Below are 16,339 nucleotides of genomic sequence, written 5' to 3' on the forward strand. Positions count from 1 at the left end.
TTCGGGAAGAGGGAGGTGCCGCTCATGGGCGGTGAGTCCGGTGGGTCCGGCAGGTCCGGCGGGACCGGCGGGTTCCGTGACGTCGGTGACGTCGGTGACCCGGCCGAACCCGGTTCGGCGGAGCAGGGATTCGGATTCCGCAGGATCGAGCGCGGCGGGACGGCGGAGCGGTGTCCCGTCGCCCGCGGCGCCGACGGGGTGTGGGAGGTGCGCGGGTACGAGGAGGCGCGCGCCGTGCTGCGCAGCGCGTCCACCGTGCAGGCGGGGCTCGGGATCGAGATGGTGTCGAAGCTGCCCCCGCGCATCCGGCGGCCGGTGCTCTACCGGGACGGTCCCGAGCACCGTGAACACCGCCGCCAGACCGCCCGGTTCTTCACCCCGCGCCGCGTCGACGAGCGCTACCGCGAGGTCATGGTCCGTGTCGCGCAGGCCCAGATCGACCGGCTCCGGGCCGACGGCCGGGCGCGCCTGTCCGATCTCAGCTTCGATCTCGCGATCGAGGTGGCCTGCGCGGTCATCGGTCTGACGGAGAGCAGACCCGGCATCAAGGACCGGCTGGAGCGGTTCTTCCCGGAGCGGTTCGGCACACCGGGGCTGACGAGTCCGCACGGCATCTACTGGACCGTGCGGCAGAACACCAACTGGCTGCGGGTGTACGTCGGCGATGTGCGCCCCGCCGTGCGGTCACGCCGCCGCTCCCGGCGGGACGATCTCATCTCCCACCTCATCGACGACGGCTGCTCCAACCCGGAGATCCTCGGGGAGTGCCTCACCTTCGCGGCGGCGGGCATGGTCACGACCCGTGAGTTCATCAGCGCGGCGGCCTGGCATCTCTTCTCCGACGCCGGTCTGCTGGCGCACTACCGGGCGGCGGACGAGCCGGGGAGACTCGCGGTGCTCGGGGAGATCCTGAGGCTCGAACCGGTCGTGGGCCGCCTCAGCCGCCGTGCCACCGCACCACTCGACCTGCCCGGCGCCGACGGCGGGCGGGTCACCGTCCCGGCCGGTGACCGGATCGACCTCCTGGTCGATCACGTCAACGTCGACGAACGGACCGTCGGCCCACGACCGCGCTGTCTGCGCCCGGGCCGCACCATGAAGGACGCCGGGCCCCCGGGGCTGGCCTTCGGCGACGGCCCGCACAGATGCCCCGGGCTGCACATCGCGCTCCTGGAGACGGATGTCTTCCTCAGCCGGTTGTTCGCGCTGCCCGGGGTGCGGATGGTGAGCCCGCCGAAGGTCGGCTTCATCAAGGCCATCGACAGCTACGAACTGCGTGACTGCGTGCTGGAGGTGGACGCCGGGGGCGGGGGCTGAGCGTGCTTCTCCCGAGGTTCCCGGGCCGGGTGCGGCGCTCGGGCGGGCCGGGCCCCCGGGGCCGGCCGCACGGTTCCGCCTTCCCGGCCCGCGCGGGTGTGGTCCTGGGGAGCCTGTCCATGGCCACGGGGTCACTCGTCCTCCCGCCCGCGCGGAGCGTCGGCGACCGACGACAACGCGGCGGGGTCCGGTGCCGTGGATCGCGAGCCCGGCACGATCCGAAAGAGACGACCTAATCCCCGTCGCCTCCACCACGGCTTCCGCCCCGGCTCTTCCCGAACGCCCGGGTGACTGACCCGGTGGCCAGGGTCACGGCCGCCACCTTCCTGGTCCAGGGCGGCCCGCCGAGCCGGGACCACACGACGCACGCGCATCCCAGCACCACGAGTACCAGAACGCCGATCAGCACCATCAGGACCACGTGTTCCCCCATCCGTTCCCGCGGTTCCGTACCGCTCATGACGACCGTCCTGAGCAGAAGGATGGTCCACGAGCCCCCGTGGTTCATCGGCGGGACGGAATTCCCGGCGGCGGCCCGGCCCGTCGTCCCGGGGGGAACGTCCCCTCAACCGTGCCGTGCCGTGCCGTGCCGCACACCGCTTCCCGGATCGACCGTCGTCATAGAGGACGGAACCTGACCGCAATAACTCCTATGGTGATCCCAGAACCACGGACCGCACCGAACGGGAGTCACCCAACATGACCGCGAACGAGCAGATCAGCCGCGACCTCCCCAACGCCCCCTCCCTCACCGGTGAGCGCGCCGAACTGCTGCAGTCGCTGGCCCATCACCGGAGCTTCCTGCGCCTGACCACGCGCGATCTCACCGATGAGCAGGCCGGACGCCGGACCACCGCCAGCTCGCTGTGTCTGGGCGGCCTCATCAAGCATGTGGCCAGGGTCGAGCGGGCATGGGCCGCGTTCATCGCCGACGGGCCCTCGTCGATGGGAAACGCCGCGGAGATGTCCGAGAAGGACTGGGCCGACCGGGCGGACGAGTTCCGGCTGCTGCCCGGTGAGACGCTGGCGGAGGTACTGGCCGACTACAGCGAGGCGGCCCGTGAGACCGACGAACTGATCGCCGCCCTGCCCGATCTGGACGCCTCCCACCCGCTGCCGGAGGCCCCTTGGTTCGAGCCCGGGGTGCGGTGGTCGGCCCGCCGGGTGGTGCTGCACCTCGTGGGCGAGACCGCTCAGCACGCCGGCCACGCCGACATCATCCGGGAGTCCCTGGACGGTGCCACGAGCATGGCCTGACCCGCGCGGCGACGGCGGCCGGCCTGTCGCGCCCCGCTCCGGGCGCGAGGCCACCGGCCCGGCTGTCAGTGGCGGCTGTTAGCGTCCCGGCCCATGGTGATCGAGGGGACGGGAAGTCCCGCGCACGCGGCGGCCCTGACGGAGCGGGTCATCGAGGAGGTGCGGCGCGATCCCGGGGCGAGCGCGCTGCCGTACCGGCACATGCCCTGGGTGGACGGCGCCGTCGCCCGGCCGATGGCCGGGAGCCGGCTCGCGCGGGCGGCGTTCCCGTCCGGACGGCCGCTGTCGCCGAGCCTGCGCGCCTGGCTGGCGTTCGACACCAGCCTCCTGGAGCGCCACCACTGGTTCACCCCGGACGGCGGCTTCGCGCCCCGGCCGCTGGACCGACTGGTCGCCGAGGAGATGGGCGCCCCGTGGGCCGAGGAGTTCTCCTGGCTGGCCGGGCGCTTCTCCGAGTGCTTCCTCCTGCCCGGAGGGTCGGACTCCAGACGCATCCTGGCCGTCACCGACCCGGACGAGGAGGGCGAGTACCCGGTGTTCGCCCTCGACCTCGACGACCTGCCGTATCTGGGACTCATGTACCCGGGCCTCGATGTCCATCTGGCCGATACCGCGGGCCTTCTGGGCCGGGGCGAACCACGCGGCTACACCGAGCTGATCGACCACGCGCTCTACGGGCCCCGGATGCGCCGGCACGCCGCCCAGTGCTTCGCCGGAGACGCCTGGGTCCAGTACCCCTTCGAGCACGCGCCGGTGTACGCCGAGCTGTCCTCCCGGTAGGGGGACGGCACCCCTCGGTGCCGGCCCGGGCCCGCGCGTGAGGGCGTGTCGGCCCCGCGCGCGGCGCCGGCCGGGATGGTGGCCCGCGAACAGGGACGGCCTCCGGGCACGGAGGTCCCGAGGCCGCGGTGCGGCCGGGATGCCCGTGACCGGTCCACCACAGAATGGGGGCGTGGCCCTCTCTCACCCCGGTCCTGAGCGACCCCTTCTCATCGGACGGCGGCGCGAGCGCGCCCGTCTGGACACGCTGCTCGGCGAGGTGACCGCCGGGCGCGGCGGCACCCTGGTGATCTGCGGGGAGGCCGGCATCGGCAAGTCCGCTCTGCTGGCGTACGCGCGGTCCGCTCCCGGGGTGCGCGTGCTGCGTGCCGAGGGGGCCGAGTTCGAGACCGATTTCGCCTTCGCCGGGCTGCACCAGCTCTGCGGACCCGTTCTCGGCGGGATCGCCGCTCTGCCGGCGCCCCGGCGCGCGGAGTTGGAGACCGCCTTCGGCCTGCGGGACGGCGACCCTCCGGACCGCTTCCGTGTCGGCCTCGCCTTCCTCCATCTGCTGTCGGGCGCGGCGGGCGGCACTCCGCTGCTCTGCGCCGTCGACGACGCCCAGTGGCTCGACCCGATGTCGGCGCAGGCGCTGGCCTTCGCCGCCCGCCGGGTGCGCGACGAGCCGATCGCCGTGGTCTTCGCGGTACGGGACCCGGCCACCCGCCCCGAGTTACGGGGGCTGCCGTGTCTCGCGCTGGGCGGGCTGGCCGAGACGGACGCCCGGAGGCTGCTCATGGACCGGGTCAGGGCTCCCCTGGACCCGGGCGTGCGGGAGCGCATCCTCGCCGAGGCCCGCGGCAATCCGCTCGCCCTGCTCGAACTGCCTCGCGCGGGCTCGCTGGCCGGGGGGTTCGCCCGCCCCGACGCGTCCGCCGTTCCGGCCGTGGTCGAGTCGAGCTTCCGGGACAGGCTGGCCGGTCTCCCGGCCCGTACGCGCACCCTGCTGCTGATGGCCGCCGCGGAACCCACCGGCGACCCCTCGCTGCTGATACGGGCCGCGGCGGAGATGGACATCGGAGCCGGCGACGCCGGGCCCGCCGAGGAGGCCGGGCTGGTCTCCTTCGGAGGTTTCGAGGGCTCCGAGGGCCTCGGGGGCCCCGGGAACTGGGTACGGTTCCGCCACCCCCTCGTGCGCTCGGCGGTCTACCGCTCCGCCTGGCCGGAGCAGCGCCGTGCCGTCCACCGCGCGCTGGCCCGTGCCCTGGACCACGGGAGCGACGGCGACCGCAGGTCCTGGCATCTGGCCCAGGCCGCCGTCGGCCCGGATGGCGACACCGCCGACGCGCTCCACCGGTCGGCCGCCCGCGCCCGGGCCCGGGGAGGGTCCGCCGCCGCGGCGGTGTTCCTCGCCGAAGCGGCCCGGCTGACCCCGCTGCCGGGTCCGCGCGCCGAGCGGGCGCTGTCGGCCGCCGTGGCGAAACGCGAGGCCGGAGCGCTCGACGAGGCACTCGCGCTGCTCTCCGTGGCGCGTACCGGACCGCTCGGACCGCGTGAGCGGGCGCGGGCCCGGGCCCTGCGCGCCACGATCGCCTTCGACCAGAACCGGGACGACGCGGCGCTGGCCCGACTCCTGGAGGCCGCCCGCGCCATGGCCCCGGTCGATCTCCCGGCCGCCCGGGAGACCTTCCTCGACGCCCTCGCCGCCGCCGTCTTCGTCGGCCGCTTCGCCCACTCGGTCCGGATGTCCGATGTGGCCGCCGCCGCGCGGGCCGTGCCGGGCGGCCCGGCCGCTCCTCCCGCGCGCCCGGCGGATCTTCTCCTCGACGCGCTGACGACCCGGGCGACGGAGGGCTTCACGGCGGCGGTGCCGCTGTTGCGCCGGGTGGTGGAGACGTACGACGCGGAGGGACGAGGCCGGGTCCGGGCGCGCGCCGACACCGGTCCCCGTACCGGAACCCACGGCGAGCGGGGCGACGGCGGCCGTCCCGCGACAGGCGAGCTGTGGCTCGCCTGCTGCGCCGCGATGGACCTGTGGGACGACGGCGCGTGGATCTCCCTCGCGGAGCGCCAGCTGGCGGAGTCCAGGGCGGCGGGCGCGCTGGCGGTGCTGCCGGTGGCACTCAGCTACCGGGCGCTCGCGCACATCCACACCGGGCAGTTCGCCGACGCCGCCACCCTCGTCGCGGAGGCTTATTCCGTCGCCGAGGAGGTCGGCGCCCCGGGCCTGGAGTACGTCGAGGTGACCGTGGCCGCCTGGCGCGGCGAGGAGAGCCGGACCCTGGAGCTGGCGGACCTGGCGAGGGCGGGTGCCGAGGAGCGGGGCGAGGGCAGACTCGTCACCGCCGTCGAGTACGCCCAGGCCGTCCTCCTCAACGGACTCGGCCGCTACGACACCGCCCTGGAGATCCTGCACCCCGCCTGCCGGCTCGACGAGATGGGGTTCCACGCCTGGATTCTGACCGAGTTCCTGGAAGCGGCGGCCCGCACCGGCGAACGGGAGATCGCCGCCCCGGTGCTGGCGCGCCTGCTCGACCGGGCGGGGAGCGCGGGAACCGACTGGGCGAGGGGAGTGGCCCTGCGCGCCCGGGCCCTGCTGGCGGAGGGACCGGAGGCCGAGGAGTGCTACCGGGAGGCGATCACCCGGCTCGACCGCACCCGGGGGGCCGTGCACGCCGCCCGTGCCCGTCTCGTCTACGGCGAGTGGCTGCGGCGCGAGGGGCGCAGGCGGGAGGCCCGTACCCTGCTGCGCACCGCTCACGAGCGGCTCTCCGCCATGGGCGCGGGCGCCTTCGCGGCCCGTGCGGCCCGCGAGCTGGACAGTACGGGAGAGCACCCCCGGAGCCGTAAGCTCCCGGCCCCCGTCGGACTGACCGCGCAGGAGTTCCGGATCGCCCGCATGGTCGCCGCCGGCGCGACGTCGAAGGAGGTCGGCACGCGGCTCTTCCTGAGCCCCCGGACCATCGACGCCCATCTGAGGAACATCTTCGGGAAGCTCGGCATCACCTCGCGCAGACAGCTCGGACAGATGCCGTTCCACCGTGATGACACACCGGGGGAGCGGAGCGGACGGGCCGGTCGCGACGGCTGAGCCGCGCTCGGGCGCCGGAGCCCTCCGGCCGCGCCGGGCCGTATTGTTGACGTGTCCTCAAATGTGGGAGGGTGAGGCGCGCGCCCGTGATGCCCGGGCGGGCGGCGCGCCGGGCCCCGGCGTGCGGCGGTCGCGTCGGACGACGGGGGAGCGGTGTCCACCCACCGGATGTCGCCCGGGAGCGGGGCTCCGCTCATCGGCCGCCGCCAGGAGAGCCGGCGGCTCCACCGGCTGATCGCCGGCCTCGCCGCCGGGCGCGGGGGAGCGCTGGTGATCGTGGGCGAGGCGGGCATCGGGAAGACCGCCCTGCTGGCGTCGGTGCGGACCCCGCCGGGGACCACCGTCCTGCGCGGCCATGGCGAGGAGACGGACAGCCGCCGGGATTACGACGGGCTGAGCCGGCTCTGCGCCCCGCTGGCGGCCGTCGTCGCCACGCTCCCCCCGCCGCAGCGGCGCTGTCTGGAGGCAGCGCCGCTGCGGGGCGCCGCCGCCACCGACCGGAATCCGTTTCTCGTGGCCACGGCGGCGCTGGGCCTGCTGGCCGCGGCCTCGGCCGAACGGCCCGTGCTCTGTGCCGTCGACGACGCGCACCGGCTGGACCGGGCCTCCAGCCGGGCACTCGCCTTCGCCGCCCGGAGAGTCCATGACATTCCGGTCGTCTTCCTGCTCGCGGCCCGGCGGCACCACGGCCGGACCGAACTGGCCGGTCTTCCCACGCTGTTCCTCGCCGGACTGCCCGAGCGGGACGCCCGAATCCTTCTGTCGCGGCGCGACCTCGACCCGCTCGACCGCCCGGTGCGGGACCGTGTCGTCGCCGAGGCCCGGGGCAACCCTTCCGCCCTCATCGGAATCTCCCGGGCCGCCCGCCTCCCCGCACCGGACGACCCGGATGAACCGGAAGAATCCAATGACCCGGACATCCCGGGGGGCCCGGGCACCCCGGACACGCCATCCGGTGACGCCCCGCCCCGGGCGTGTGCGGAGGCCGACCTCCGCGACCGCCTCTCCGCGCTCCCCCCGGCCACCCGCCGGCTCCTGCTGGTGGCGGCGGCCGAGCCCACCGGACACCCCCTGTATCTGTGGCGGGCCGCCCGGCACCTGGGCATCGGCGCCGAGGCGGCGGCGCCCGCCGAGCGGGCCGCGCTCCTGGAGGTCGGCCTGTGGGTCCGGTTCAGCCACCCCCTCGTGCGGACCCTCGTCTGGTGCGGGGCCACACCGGCCGAACGCCGGTCCGCCCACCGCGCCCTCGCGGTCGCGGCGGACGCCGTCGCCGGCCGACCGGACCCGGGGACACGGCACCGCGCGCACTCCCTCGCCGGTCCGGACGAGGCCATCGCGGCGGCCGTCGAGCGATCGGCCGCGCGGTCCGGGACACCGGGCGGGGCCGCCGTCCTCCTCGAAGCGGCGGCCCGGCTCACCCCCGGCGCCCGGGACCGCGCCGCGCGCACTCTGAGCGCCGCCGGGGCCCACCGTGCCGCCGGAGCCCACCGGTCGGCCGAACGGTTGCTGGCACGCGTCCGCTCCGGGCCGCTCGACGAACGGCTGACCGCCCGTGCCGAGACCCTCCACGCCCGCCTGGCCCTCGATCGCGGCCGGTACGCGAGCGCGGCCGGTCTGCTGCGGCGGGCGGCCGCGCTCCTGGCCTCCGTCCCCATGGACGCGCCGCTGCTGCGGGAGGTCTCTCTGGAGCGGCTGATCGCCACCGAGCGCGCGGGCCGCCTCGCCACCGGAGCGCATCCCCCGCATCCCCCGGAACCCCCGCATCCCCCGGAACCCCCGGAACCCCCGGAACCCCCGGAACCATCCGGCAGCGGGCACCCCACCCCGCCTCCCGGCCTCCCACGCCCTCTCGATCTGCTGCTCAGCGCCCTCACCACCCGCGAGCGCGCGGGTGTCGCCTCCGCCGCGCCCGCGCTGGAACGCGCGCTCCGCTCCCACCTCGACGGCCAGGGGACCCCGCCCCCCGGAGCGGATGAGGCGGGGGCGCTGTGCGGTGCGGCGATCGATCTGTGGGACGAGTCCGCGTGGCACCGGCTCGCCGACCGCCAACTGCGCGAGGCCCGGCGCTCGGGCCCTTGGACCGTGCTCCGCGCCGCCCTGGGCCGGCGGGCGTTGCTCCATGTCCACACCGGCGAGTTCGGGGCCGCCGCGGCCCTGGTCCGGGAGGCCGGCTCCCCGCCGAGCGGCCCGGACCGCCCCGACTGCCCGGATGGGTCCGGCGACCCGGAGCTGTCCTGTGCGCGGATCACCCTCGCCGCCTGGCGCGGGGACCGGGCCCGGACCGCGTCGCTCGCCGCCGAGGCCCGGCGGGACGCGGTCGCGCGCGGGGACGGCCGGCTGCTCACGGCCGTCGGCCACGCCCGGGCCGTCCTCCTCAACGGACTCGGCCGCCCCGCCGACACCGTCCGGGTGTGGCGCTCCGACCATCGGCTCGACGAGACCGGCCTGCACACCTGGGGTCTGGCCGAACTCGTGGAGGCGGCAGCCCGGTCGGGAGAGCGCGGCCTCGCCGACGCGGCGCTGGAGGGAGTGATCCGGCGCACCCGCGCCAGTTCCACGGACTGGGCGCTCAGAGTACGGCTGCGCTCCCAGGCCCTCCTCTGCGGCGGTGCGGAGGCCGGGGAGCTGTACCGGGAGGCCATCCGGCGCCTCGATCTCAGCGGGGCGGCCCCGCAGGCCGCTCGCGGCCGTCTTCTGTACGGGGAATGGCTGCGGGCCGGCGGATACCGGGTCGAGGCACGCCGACAGCTGGGACAGGCGTACACGGTGTTCTCCGCCTGCGGCGCCGCCGCCTTCGCCGCGCGGGCCGCCCGGGAGTCGCGCGCTGCCGGGGAGCGCGCCCGCACCCTCCGGGCGCGCTCCGCGCCCTGGACCGGACGGGCCGACACCTCCTTGCTGACCTCCCAGGAACGGAGGGTTGCCCATCTGGTGGCGACGGGAGCCACCACCAGGGAGGCGGCGGCCGAACTGAACCTGAGCCCCCGGACGGTGGACGCCCATCTGAGAGGTGTGTTCAAGAAGATGGGCCTCTCCTCCCGCCGGCAACTGCCCACCGCGCTGCCCGGGATCTGACGGAGTCCCGGCCCGGGGAGCGCGCTCATTTCCCCCTCCGGGGCCATGCCGGCCCTCTGCTACCTTCCCTCCCATGAAAGAACCGCGATGGCTCGACGAGCGGGAGGCGCGGGTCTGGAAGATGTACCGGGACCTGCGCCGGGATCTGCAGAGCGCGCAGGAACGCCAGCTCCTGCGGGACTCCGGTCTCTCGGGTGCCGACTACGCGCTGCTCGTCCCCCTCTCCGACGCGCCCGGCGGACTGCTGCGGTCGAGAGAACTGGGCCTGGAGGTGGGATGGGAGCGCAGCCGGCTCTCCCACCAGATCATCCGTATGGAGAAGCGCGGCCTCGTCACCCGGGAACCGTGCGCCGACGACGCCCGGGGAGCCATGGTGCGGCTGACCGCCTCGGGGCGGAGCGCGATCGAGAGCGCGGCCCCTCTCCATGTGGAGACGGTCCGCCGGTGTTTCTTCGACCCCCTGACGTCCCAGGAGGTCGACACCCTGGGCGAGCTGATCGGCAGAATGCTGGACGCCGTCGGCCGGGAACCGGGATAGGGAACCCGTCCGGGGTGTTCCGCGCCCCCCGGGGAGGATTCGCCGGACGGGCCCCGCGACCGCCCCGGCGGGGGCACCGCGGGGCCGTCCGGCGCGGGTTCAGCTCTTGTCGAGGCCGAGCAGTTGCAGCTCCCAGGCCAGGCTGGTGCCGAAGACACCACCGTGCTCCAGCAGGATCTCGGTCACGCCCGGTACGGTCTCCTCGCGGGCCCAGTCCCGCTGCCACTCCCCGATGACGGTTCCGGAGCAGGTCGGGATCACACCGGCCTGGATCATGCGCTGGATGCCGCGCTCATGGGCCTCGACACTGGTGGCGCCCGAGGCGTCCGTCACCGCGAACACCCGGTAGCCGTCGGCTATGGCGTGGATCGCGGGCCAGGCCAGGCAGATGTCCGTCCAGAGCCCCGCCATGACGATGTCCCTGCGGCCCGTGGCGGCCACGGCGTCCACCACCCGCTGGTCCTCCCATGTGTTGATCGTCGTACGGTCGATCGGGGTCTGGTCGGGGAACACGTCCTGGATCTGCCGGATGAGCCGGCCACCGCGCTCCTCCACCACGGTGGTGAGGATGGTCGGCACATCGAACACCTTGGCCCCCTTGGCCAGCGCGGTCACATGGTTGACCACCAGACCGGCGTCCATGCTGCGCATGCCCGCGAACTGGGCACCCTGATGGTCGATCAACAGAACGACGGAGTTCTCCGGGGTGAGGAGCGCGTCGAGACCGGTGTAGGTGATGCCCTGGGCTGCCATGAGTTCTCCCGCTGGTCGTTGTCGGTCCGCGGCCGTTCGGTCACCGCGCCTGTGACCTTTCCACCGCGCCGTACGCGCTCGCGTCGGCGACAACCACCTAGAACCGCGCCGCGCCGGCGGGCCGGCCGGTTCACAGCCATCCGCCGCGCTGCGCCTGCAACGCCAGCTGGAAGCGGTTCGCGGCCCCGAGCCGGGCCATCAGGATCTGCAGCCGCCGGAACAGCGTGCGGCGGCTGATGCCCAGTTCCCGGGCGATGGCATCGTCGCTCGCGCCGGAGGCGAGAAGCCACAGCAGACGCCGGTCCGCGGGTGGCGGGCCGCCCGGACCCGCCGCGCGGCCGGGGAAGGGCAGGGCGTTCCGCCAGGACTGCTCGAACAGCGCGATCAGCGCGGAGAGCAGGCCGCACGGCTGCACGACCAGCATGGTGTTGTGCACATCGGCCTCGTGGATCGACAGCGAGACCAGCGCGTACACCTCATCGATGATCACGAGTTTGACCGGTACCGACGGCAGCACCCTGGCCTGCTCGCCGGCCCGGACGCACGGCTCGACGGCGTCCCTCAGATGCCCCGGATGCTCCAGCGCGTCCCGGGAGTACACCACCCGCTGCGTCACCCCCCGGGCGAGTGTGGCCAGCGCGTCCTCCGTGGCGCCCGCCAGGGGTGCGTACGGAGGCGACTCGAACTGCCGGATCTGATCGCGGGCGCTCGCCCAGGCCTGGCGGATTCTGGGGCCGACGGCGTCGCCGGTGACCACTTCCACGAGATGGTCGTTGTACGCGGCGAGCCGCTGCCGCCGGAACGCGTCGAACGCGCCCCCGACAGCGAGCCGCGACTCCTCCACCTCGGCCGCCCGGTGCCGGGCGAGGATCTCCAGACCGGCGGTGGGCGGCACCGGCGCCACCGGGGCCCCGCCCTCCCCGGCGGCGCTCGCCAGCCCGGCGTCGACCAGCGCGCCATGGGCCGAGGCCAGCTCAGCGCCGCCCAGACCGGCCGCGGCCCCGATCTCCCCCAGCGGGGCCGGGGCCACATCGAGGAGGGCCAGATAGAGCTGGGCCGCCGCACGGTCGAGCCCCAGAAGGCGGAGCGCCTCACCGAGTTTCGCGTTTCTCATGCGCCTCATTATCGGCGGCCCGGACCCACCGGTGGCCGATCCGTGCCAGTGGCACTCCTGGGCACCGGGCGGGCACCACGCGGGATACCGTCCGGGAACCGCCGGCGAACCGGCCCAGAGAAAGGTGTACGAGGACATGGCGAAAACCCGGAAGAACGGTCTCTACGCGGGGATCTCCGAGGAACTCTCCGCCCTGATGCGCACGGGCTGGGCCGACACCGAGCGCCGCGATCTGCGCCCCGGTGAGCAGGCCCCGTACGCCGCCCGCCGCCGCGCCGCGCTCTCCGCGCGCTTTCCGGGCGAGCGTCTGGTGATCCCCTCCGGGAACCTCAAGGTCCGCTCGAACGACGACAGCTACCCCTTCCGGCCGCACTCGGCCTATGTCCACATGACCGGGGACCGGGCCCGGAACGGCGCGCTCGTCCTCGAACCCCGGCCGGACGGCGGCCATGACGCCCACTGCTACCAGCTGCCCCGGGACAGCAGGGACGACGACGAGTTCTGGACCGGCCCCACGGCGGAGCTGTGGATGGGCCGGCGCCGCTCCCTCGGGGAGGCTGAACGCGTCCTCGGTCTGCCCTGCCGCGACATCCGCACGGCCGCCGCCGACCTGGCCGCCGCGCCCGGCGCGCCGACCCGGATCGTCCGGGGTGTCGACCCCTCGCTGGAGGCGGCCGTCACCACCGACGCGGAGCGCGACGAGGCACTGGAGGAGGCGCTCAGCGATCTCCGTCTGGTCAAGGACGACTGGGAGATCGCGGAACTCCGCAAGGCCGTGGACTCCACCGTGCGCGGATTCACCGATGTGATCGGGGAGCTCTCCCGGGCGGTCGCCTCCTCCGAGCGGTGGATCGAGGGCACCTTCTTCCGCCGCGCCCGCCTTGAGGGCAACTCCGTCGGCTACGGCTCGATCTGCGCGGCCGGGGAGCACGCCACGATCATGCACTGGACGGACAACGACGGTCCGGTGCGCCCGGGGGACCTGCTGCTGCTCGACGCCGGGGTGGAGACCCACACCCTCTACACCGCCGATGTCACCCGCACCCTGCCGATCAGCGGCACCTTCACCCCCCTCCAGCGCAAGGTCTACGACGCGGTCCACGAGTCCCAGGAGGCGGGCATGGCCGCCGTGGTGCCGGGCGCCCCGTACCGCGACTTCCACGAGGCGTCCCAGCGCCATCTGGCGGCCCGGCTGGTCGAGTGGGGCTTCATCGAGGGACCGGCGGACCGCGCGTACGAACTCGGCCTCCAGCGCCGCTTCACCATGGCGGGCACGGGCCACATGCTCGGCCTCGATGTCCATGACTGCGCGCGGGCCAGGAACGAGGAGTACGTCGACGGCGTGCTGGAGCCGGGCATGGTGCTCACCGTGGAGCCCGGTCTCTACTTCCAGCCGGACGATCTCACCGTGCCCGAGGAGTGGCGCGGCATCGGTGTCCGGATCGAGGACGACCTGCTCGTCACCGCCGACGGCCACGAGAACCTGTCGGCGGGCCTGCCGAGGTCGGCGGACGAGGTCGAGGAGTGGATGGCCCGGTTCGCGGGCTGACCGCGCGGACGCCCGGTGCGCGCCGGACCCGGTCCATGGCCCGGCGCGCGCCCGTGAGAGCCGTCAGGGGGTCCGGGGGCGGGGAACGACGTACAGCCGCGCGGGCCCGTTGAGGGAGAGCGAGGGGACGGGGTCCGGGGTCCGGTCGGGGTGGGCGAGGGCCAGATCGGGGAAGCGCGCGAACAGCGTGGTCAGGGCGATATGGGTCTCCAGCCGGGCGAGATGGGCGCCGAGGCAGAAGTGCGGGCCGTGGCCGAAGGCGAGATGCTCCTTCCCGGGCCGCGCCGGGTCGAAGGCATCGGGGCGGTCGGGGTGGAGCCCGGGGTCGCGCCCGGCGGCGGCGAAGGCGATGATGATCGGCTCGCCCCGGCGGATCAGGACGCCCTCGCCGAGGTCGATGTCCTCGATGGCGTACCGCATCGGGTGGTGCATGATCGGGCCGTTGTGCCGCAGCGTCTCCTCGATGACATCGTCCCAGCCGATGGCGCCCCGCCGGAGCCGGCCGAGGTGTCCGGGCTCGGCGAGCAGGGCGTGGACGGCGCTGGTGATGAGGTTGACGGCCGTCTCGTACCCCGCGGCGAGCATGAGGAAGAGATGGTCGAGCAGTTCCCCGTCGGTCAGCTCCGCCTCCCCGTCCGCCGGCGGGGCGAGCAGATCGCTGGTGAAGTCGGCGCTCGGATGCGCCTTCTTGTGCTCCAGCAGCCCCGCCAGCCGTGCGGTGAGTTCGGCCAGCCGGGCCCGGCCCTGCTCGGGGCTCGCGGTGGTGTCCATCAGCGCGTCGATGGCGGCGCCCAAGTCCTCCCGCAGGGAGGCGGGGACACCGAAGAGATCACAGATGACCGTCATGGTCAGCGGCAGGGACAGGGCCCGCCGGACATCGGTGCTCTGACCGGGCGCCAGCGCGGCGAGGCCGTCGGCGAGACGGTCCGCCGTCGCCTGGATCTGCGGGCGCAGCGCCTCCACCCGCCGGGGCGAGAACGACGGTGCCATCCGGCGGCGCAGCCTGCGGTGCTCGTCGCCGTAGGAGTTGAGGAAGTTCCGCATGAGAGCGGAGACGGCGAGCGACCAGCCCTCGGGCACATCGGCGAGGCCGGGCCAGTGCCGGTACGGATCACGGGAGACCCGGGGGTCGCCGGTGAGCCGCTGGATGACGCTGTGACGCGTGACCGACCAGGCGCGGACGCCCCCGGGAAGCTCCACCGGGGCGGCCGGGCCCAGGGCGCGCAGAACGGCCGCGTCCGCGTGCGCGGTACGGGCGGTGGGGTCGAGCACGGGACACCGGGAATCGGACAGAGCAGTCATACGGTGCTCCTCTCGGCTGTCGTGCCCGCGGGACGGACGCGGGCGGACGCGGCAGCCGTCGTCCGCGTCGGCGGTCAGCGTAGCCGCTCCCGCTCCGGGTGGCGCCTGCCCCGAGGGGGCGCCCGGAGGGCATCCGGGGAGCGGGCCGACGGCGCGTTCCGCCCCGCCCGCCGCGCCTCCGTGGGCCGCCCCGGGCCTGCGGACCCGGCGCCGGATGGCCGCACCCGGTCGTGGGCACGGCCCCGCACCGGCTCTCCTCACCCCGTCCCAGTCCCCGCCCGCTCCCCGGACGGCCCCCTGATCACCGCCCCGGTGAGGCGTACGGCCGCAGCGGCGGCTCGTGGTGCGTCCGGGGGGCCGCGGCCAGTGCCGTGGCCGCCGCGGGGACCACCGCGGCCGTCGCGCGGACGACATCGAGGGCGCCGACCCCGGGGACGTACGGAGCGGCGAGACAGGCACCGGCCGGCAGCCGTCGCGGATCGGCGGGGCCGGGGCTGCTCAGGGCGTCGAGCACCAGCCGGAACGCCACCGAGTCGTAGACCAGCCCCACATGGGTCACCAGCCGGATGCCGCACACCTCCTGGAGCCCGATGTTGCGGGCCCCGTCCAGGACCGCCGTCCAGTGCGGGACGGCGGCCAGGTCGTCGCGCGTGCGGATCGAGGTGTAGGAGACGGCGCCGGGTGTCTGGTCACCCGAGTTCAGCGCGGCGAGGAAGGCCGAGCCCTGTGTCATCTGATGTGCCGCCGCCGCGCAGGGCAGCACGCACAGCAGGTCACCGGCCGCGGTGCCGTGCTCCGGTGTGCCCAGGCTGACCACGTCGTCGACCATGTCCCGCAGCCCCGGCCACCAGGTCAGCCCCCAGCGGATCTGGAGGCCGCCCTGGCTGTGCGCGACGACATCGGCCTTGCGGCCGGTGGCCGCGTGCAGCGCGGCGACGGCGTGGACGACGTACTCGGCGGACTCCTGGATGTCCCCGGTCGACCGTCCCGGCAGGTCGACGGTGCACACGTCGTACCCCCGGTCCCGCAGCGCCGGGGCCTGGTTCCAGCCCCAGTTGAGAGCGGAGTCCACGCCCGTGCCGTGGACGAGCAGGACCGGCTCGCGCTCCGAGCGGGGGAAACCGGCCGGGCAGTCCAGGGCCGCGGCCAGCCGGTCCGGCGGGGTGCTCAGCGGTGGACCGCCGACGGTGACCCCCGCGACGTTCCCGGCCGCCCGGGCGGTCCACGCGGCCGAGGGTCCGGCGGGCGCGAGCACGGTGGCCGCGACCAGCGCGGCGAGCAGCGCGCCGACGAGGACAGCGCGTACGCGGGCGGGCCGGGGGCGTATTCGGTGGGTGCGGTGGGTGCGGTGGGTGCGGTGGGTCCCGTGAGCGTGCATGTGGGCGCTCCTTCCGTCCGGGGCTCCGGCGGCTGGGGGAGGGGCTGTGCAGCCGAATGTCACACGGGCCCGGCACGGCCGGAAGGTGCCGGGAAGACGGTGCTCCACCGCGCGTGACCATCCTGTGCGCCGGCACACCACCGGGGCGGACCGCCGCGCGCCGGGCACAGCCGGGCCGCCCGCCGGGTCAGCGACCGGTGCCGTCACCG

Annotated in this window: 12 protein-coding genes; 7 read left to right on the top strand and 5 right to left on the bottom strand. The window is 74.9% G+C overall.

Translation table 11 applies throughout. The features are described 5' to 3' along the window. Positions 1 to 24 precede the first annotated feature (24 nt). Entirely contained in the window at positions 25 to 1,317 is a 1,293-nt protein-coding gene (locus tag ACWCRA_RS28690) for a cytochrome P450 (RefSeq protein ID WP_451068973.1), read from the top strand. Positions 1,318 to 1,549: 232 nt separating this feature from the next. Here ACWCRA_RS28690 and ACWCRA_RS28695 read toward each other — a convergent pair whose 3' ends face one another. Continuing rightward, a complete protein-coding gene (locus ACWCRA_RS28695; RefSeq protein WP_351551038.1) occupies positions 1,550 to 1,825 on the bottom strand; it encodes a hypothetical protein in 276 nt (91 codons plus the stop codon). 191 nt (positions 1,826 to 2,016) lie between these two features. Here ACWCRA_RS28695 and ACWCRA_RS28700 point away from each other — a divergent pair, with 191 nt between their 5' ends. The 5 genes from ACWCRA_RS28700 to ACWCRA_RS28720 all read left to right on the top strand — a co-directional run bounded on the left by ACWCRA_RS28700 (position 2,017) and on the right by ACWCRA_RS28720 (position 10,034). After that, positions 2,017 to 2,574, top strand: coding sequence for a DinB family protein (locus ACWCRA_RS28700; protein ID WP_351551035.1), 558 nt, complete (start codon positions 2,017 to 2,019; stop codon positions 2,572 to 2,574). A gap of 93 nt (positions 2,575 to 2,667) precedes the next feature. After that, positions 2,668 to 3,354: a hypothetical protein gene (locus ACWCRA_RS28705; RefSeq protein ID WP_351551033.1), complete on the top strand. Its 687-nt coding sequence runs from the start codon at positions 2,668 to 2,670 to the stop codon at positions 3,352 to 3,354. A gap of 139 nt (positions 3,355 to 3,493) precedes the next feature. Continuing rightward, complete coding sequence (locus ACWCRA_RS28710; protein ID WP_451068974.1) at positions 3,494 to 6,424, top strand: helix-turn-helix transcriptional regulator; 2,931 nt, start codon at positions 3,494 to 3,496, stop codon at positions 6,422 to 6,424. 153 nt (positions 6,425 to 6,577) lie between these two features. Then, positions 6,578 to 9,496: an AAA family ATPase gene (locus ACWCRA_RS28715; protein WP_451068975.1), complete on the top strand. Its 2,919-nt coding sequence runs from the start codon at positions 6,578 to 6,580 to the stop codon at positions 9,494 to 9,496. Between the two features lie 73 nt (positions 9,497 to 9,569). Continuing rightward, positions 9,570 to 10,034, top strand: coding sequence for a MarR family winged helix-turn-helix transcriptional regulator (locus ACWCRA_RS28720; RefSeq protein WP_351551024.1), 465 nt, complete (start codon positions 9,570 to 9,572; stop codon positions 10,032 to 10,034). 99 nt (positions 10,035 to 10,133) lie between these two features. Here ACWCRA_RS28720 and ACWCRA_RS28725 read toward each other — a convergent pair whose 3' ends face one another. Then, a complete protein-coding gene (locus ACWCRA_RS28725; RefSeq protein ID WP_351551021.1) occupies positions 10,134 to 10,787 on the bottom strand; it encodes a hydrolase in 654 nt (217 codons plus the stop codon). Positions 10,788 to 10,917: 130 nt separating this feature from the next. After that, entirely contained in the window at positions 10,918 to 11,901 is a 984-nt protein-coding gene (locus ACWCRA_RS28730) for a LuxR C-terminal-related transcriptional regulator (protein ID WP_351551018.1), read from the bottom strand. Positions 11,902 to 12,037: 136 nt separating this feature from the next. Here ACWCRA_RS28730 and ACWCRA_RS28735 point away from each other — a divergent pair, with 136 nt between their 5' ends. Then, positions 12,038 to 13,450 carry an aminopeptidase P family protein gene (locus tag ACWCRA_RS28735; protein ID WP_351551015.1) on the top strand — a complete coding sequence of 471 codons (1,413 nt, stop codon included), beginning with the start codon at positions 12,038 to 12,040 and terminating at the stop codon, positions 13,448 to 13,450. A gap of 63 nt (positions 13,451 to 13,513) precedes the next feature. Here ACWCRA_RS28735 and ACWCRA_RS28740 read toward each other — a convergent pair whose 3' ends face one another. Both ACWCRA_RS28740 and ACWCRA_RS28745 read right to left on the bottom strand, forming a co-directional pair. Then, entirely contained in the window at positions 13,514 to 14,752 is a 1,239-nt protein-coding gene (locus ACWCRA_RS28740; protein ID WP_351551013.1) for a cytochrome P450 family protein, read from the bottom strand. Between the two features lie 301 nt (positions 14,753 to 15,053). Beyond that, positions 15,054 to 16,130 carry an esterase/lipase family protein gene (locus tag ACWCRA_RS28745; protein WP_451068976.1) on the bottom strand — a complete coding sequence of 359 codons (1,077 nt, stop codon included), beginning with the start codon at positions 16,128 to 16,130 and terminating at the stop codon, positions 15,054 to 15,056. Positions 16,131 to 16,339 lie beyond the last annotated feature (209 nt).

The sequence above is a fragment of the Streptomyces sp. NPDC001889 genome, from assembly GCF_053594535.1.

What these genes read in the sequence shown, in the direction of transcription:
- ACWCRA_RS28690 (WP_451068973.1), top strand. Translation starts at nt 25, where the DNA reads ATGGGCGGTGAGTCCGGTGGGTCCGGCAGGTCCGGCGGGACCGGCGGG.
- ACWCRA_RS28695 (WP_351551038.1), bottom strand. Translation starts at nt 1,825, where the DNA reads ATGAACCACGGGGGCTCGTGGACCATCCTTCTGCTCAGGACGGTCGTC.
- ACWCRA_RS28700 (WP_351551035.1), top strand. Translation starts at nt 2,017, where the DNA reads ATGACCGCGAACGAGCAGATCAGCCGCGACCTCCCCAACGCCCCCTCC.
- ACWCRA_RS28705 (WP_351551033.1), top strand. Translation starts at nt 2,668, where the DNA reads ATGGTGATCGAGGGGACGGGAAGTCCCGCGCACGCGGCGGCCCTGACG.
- ACWCRA_RS28710 (WP_451068974.1), top strand. Translation starts at nt 3,494, where the DNA reads ATGCCCGTGACCGGTCCACCACAGAATGGGGGCGTGGCCCTCTCTCAC.
- ACWCRA_RS28720 (WP_351551024.1), top strand. Translation starts at nt 9,570, where the DNA reads ATGAAAGAACCGCGATGGCTCGACGAGCGGGAGGCGCGGGTCTGGAAG.
- ACWCRA_RS28725 (WP_351551021.1), bottom strand. Translation starts at nt 10,787, where the DNA reads ATGGCAGCCCAGGGCATCACCTACACCGGTCTCGACGCGCTCCTCACC.
- ACWCRA_RS28730 (WP_351551018.1), bottom strand. Translation starts at nt 11,901, where the DNA reads ATGAGAAACGCGAAACTCGGTGAGGCGCTCCGCCTTCTGGGGCTCGAC.
- ACWCRA_RS28735 (WP_351551015.1), top strand. Translation starts at nt 12,038, where the DNA reads ATGGCGAAAACCCGGAAGAACGGTCTCTACGCGGGGATCTCCGAGGAA.
- ACWCRA_RS28740 (WP_351551013.1), bottom strand. Translation starts at nt 14,752, where the DNA reads ATGACTGCTCTGTCCGATTCCCGGTGTCCCGTGCTCGACCCCACCGCC.
- ACWCRA_RS28745 (WP_451068976.1), bottom strand. Translation starts at nt 16,130, where the DNA reads ATGCACGCTCACGGGACCCACCGCACCCACCGCACCCACCGCACCCAC.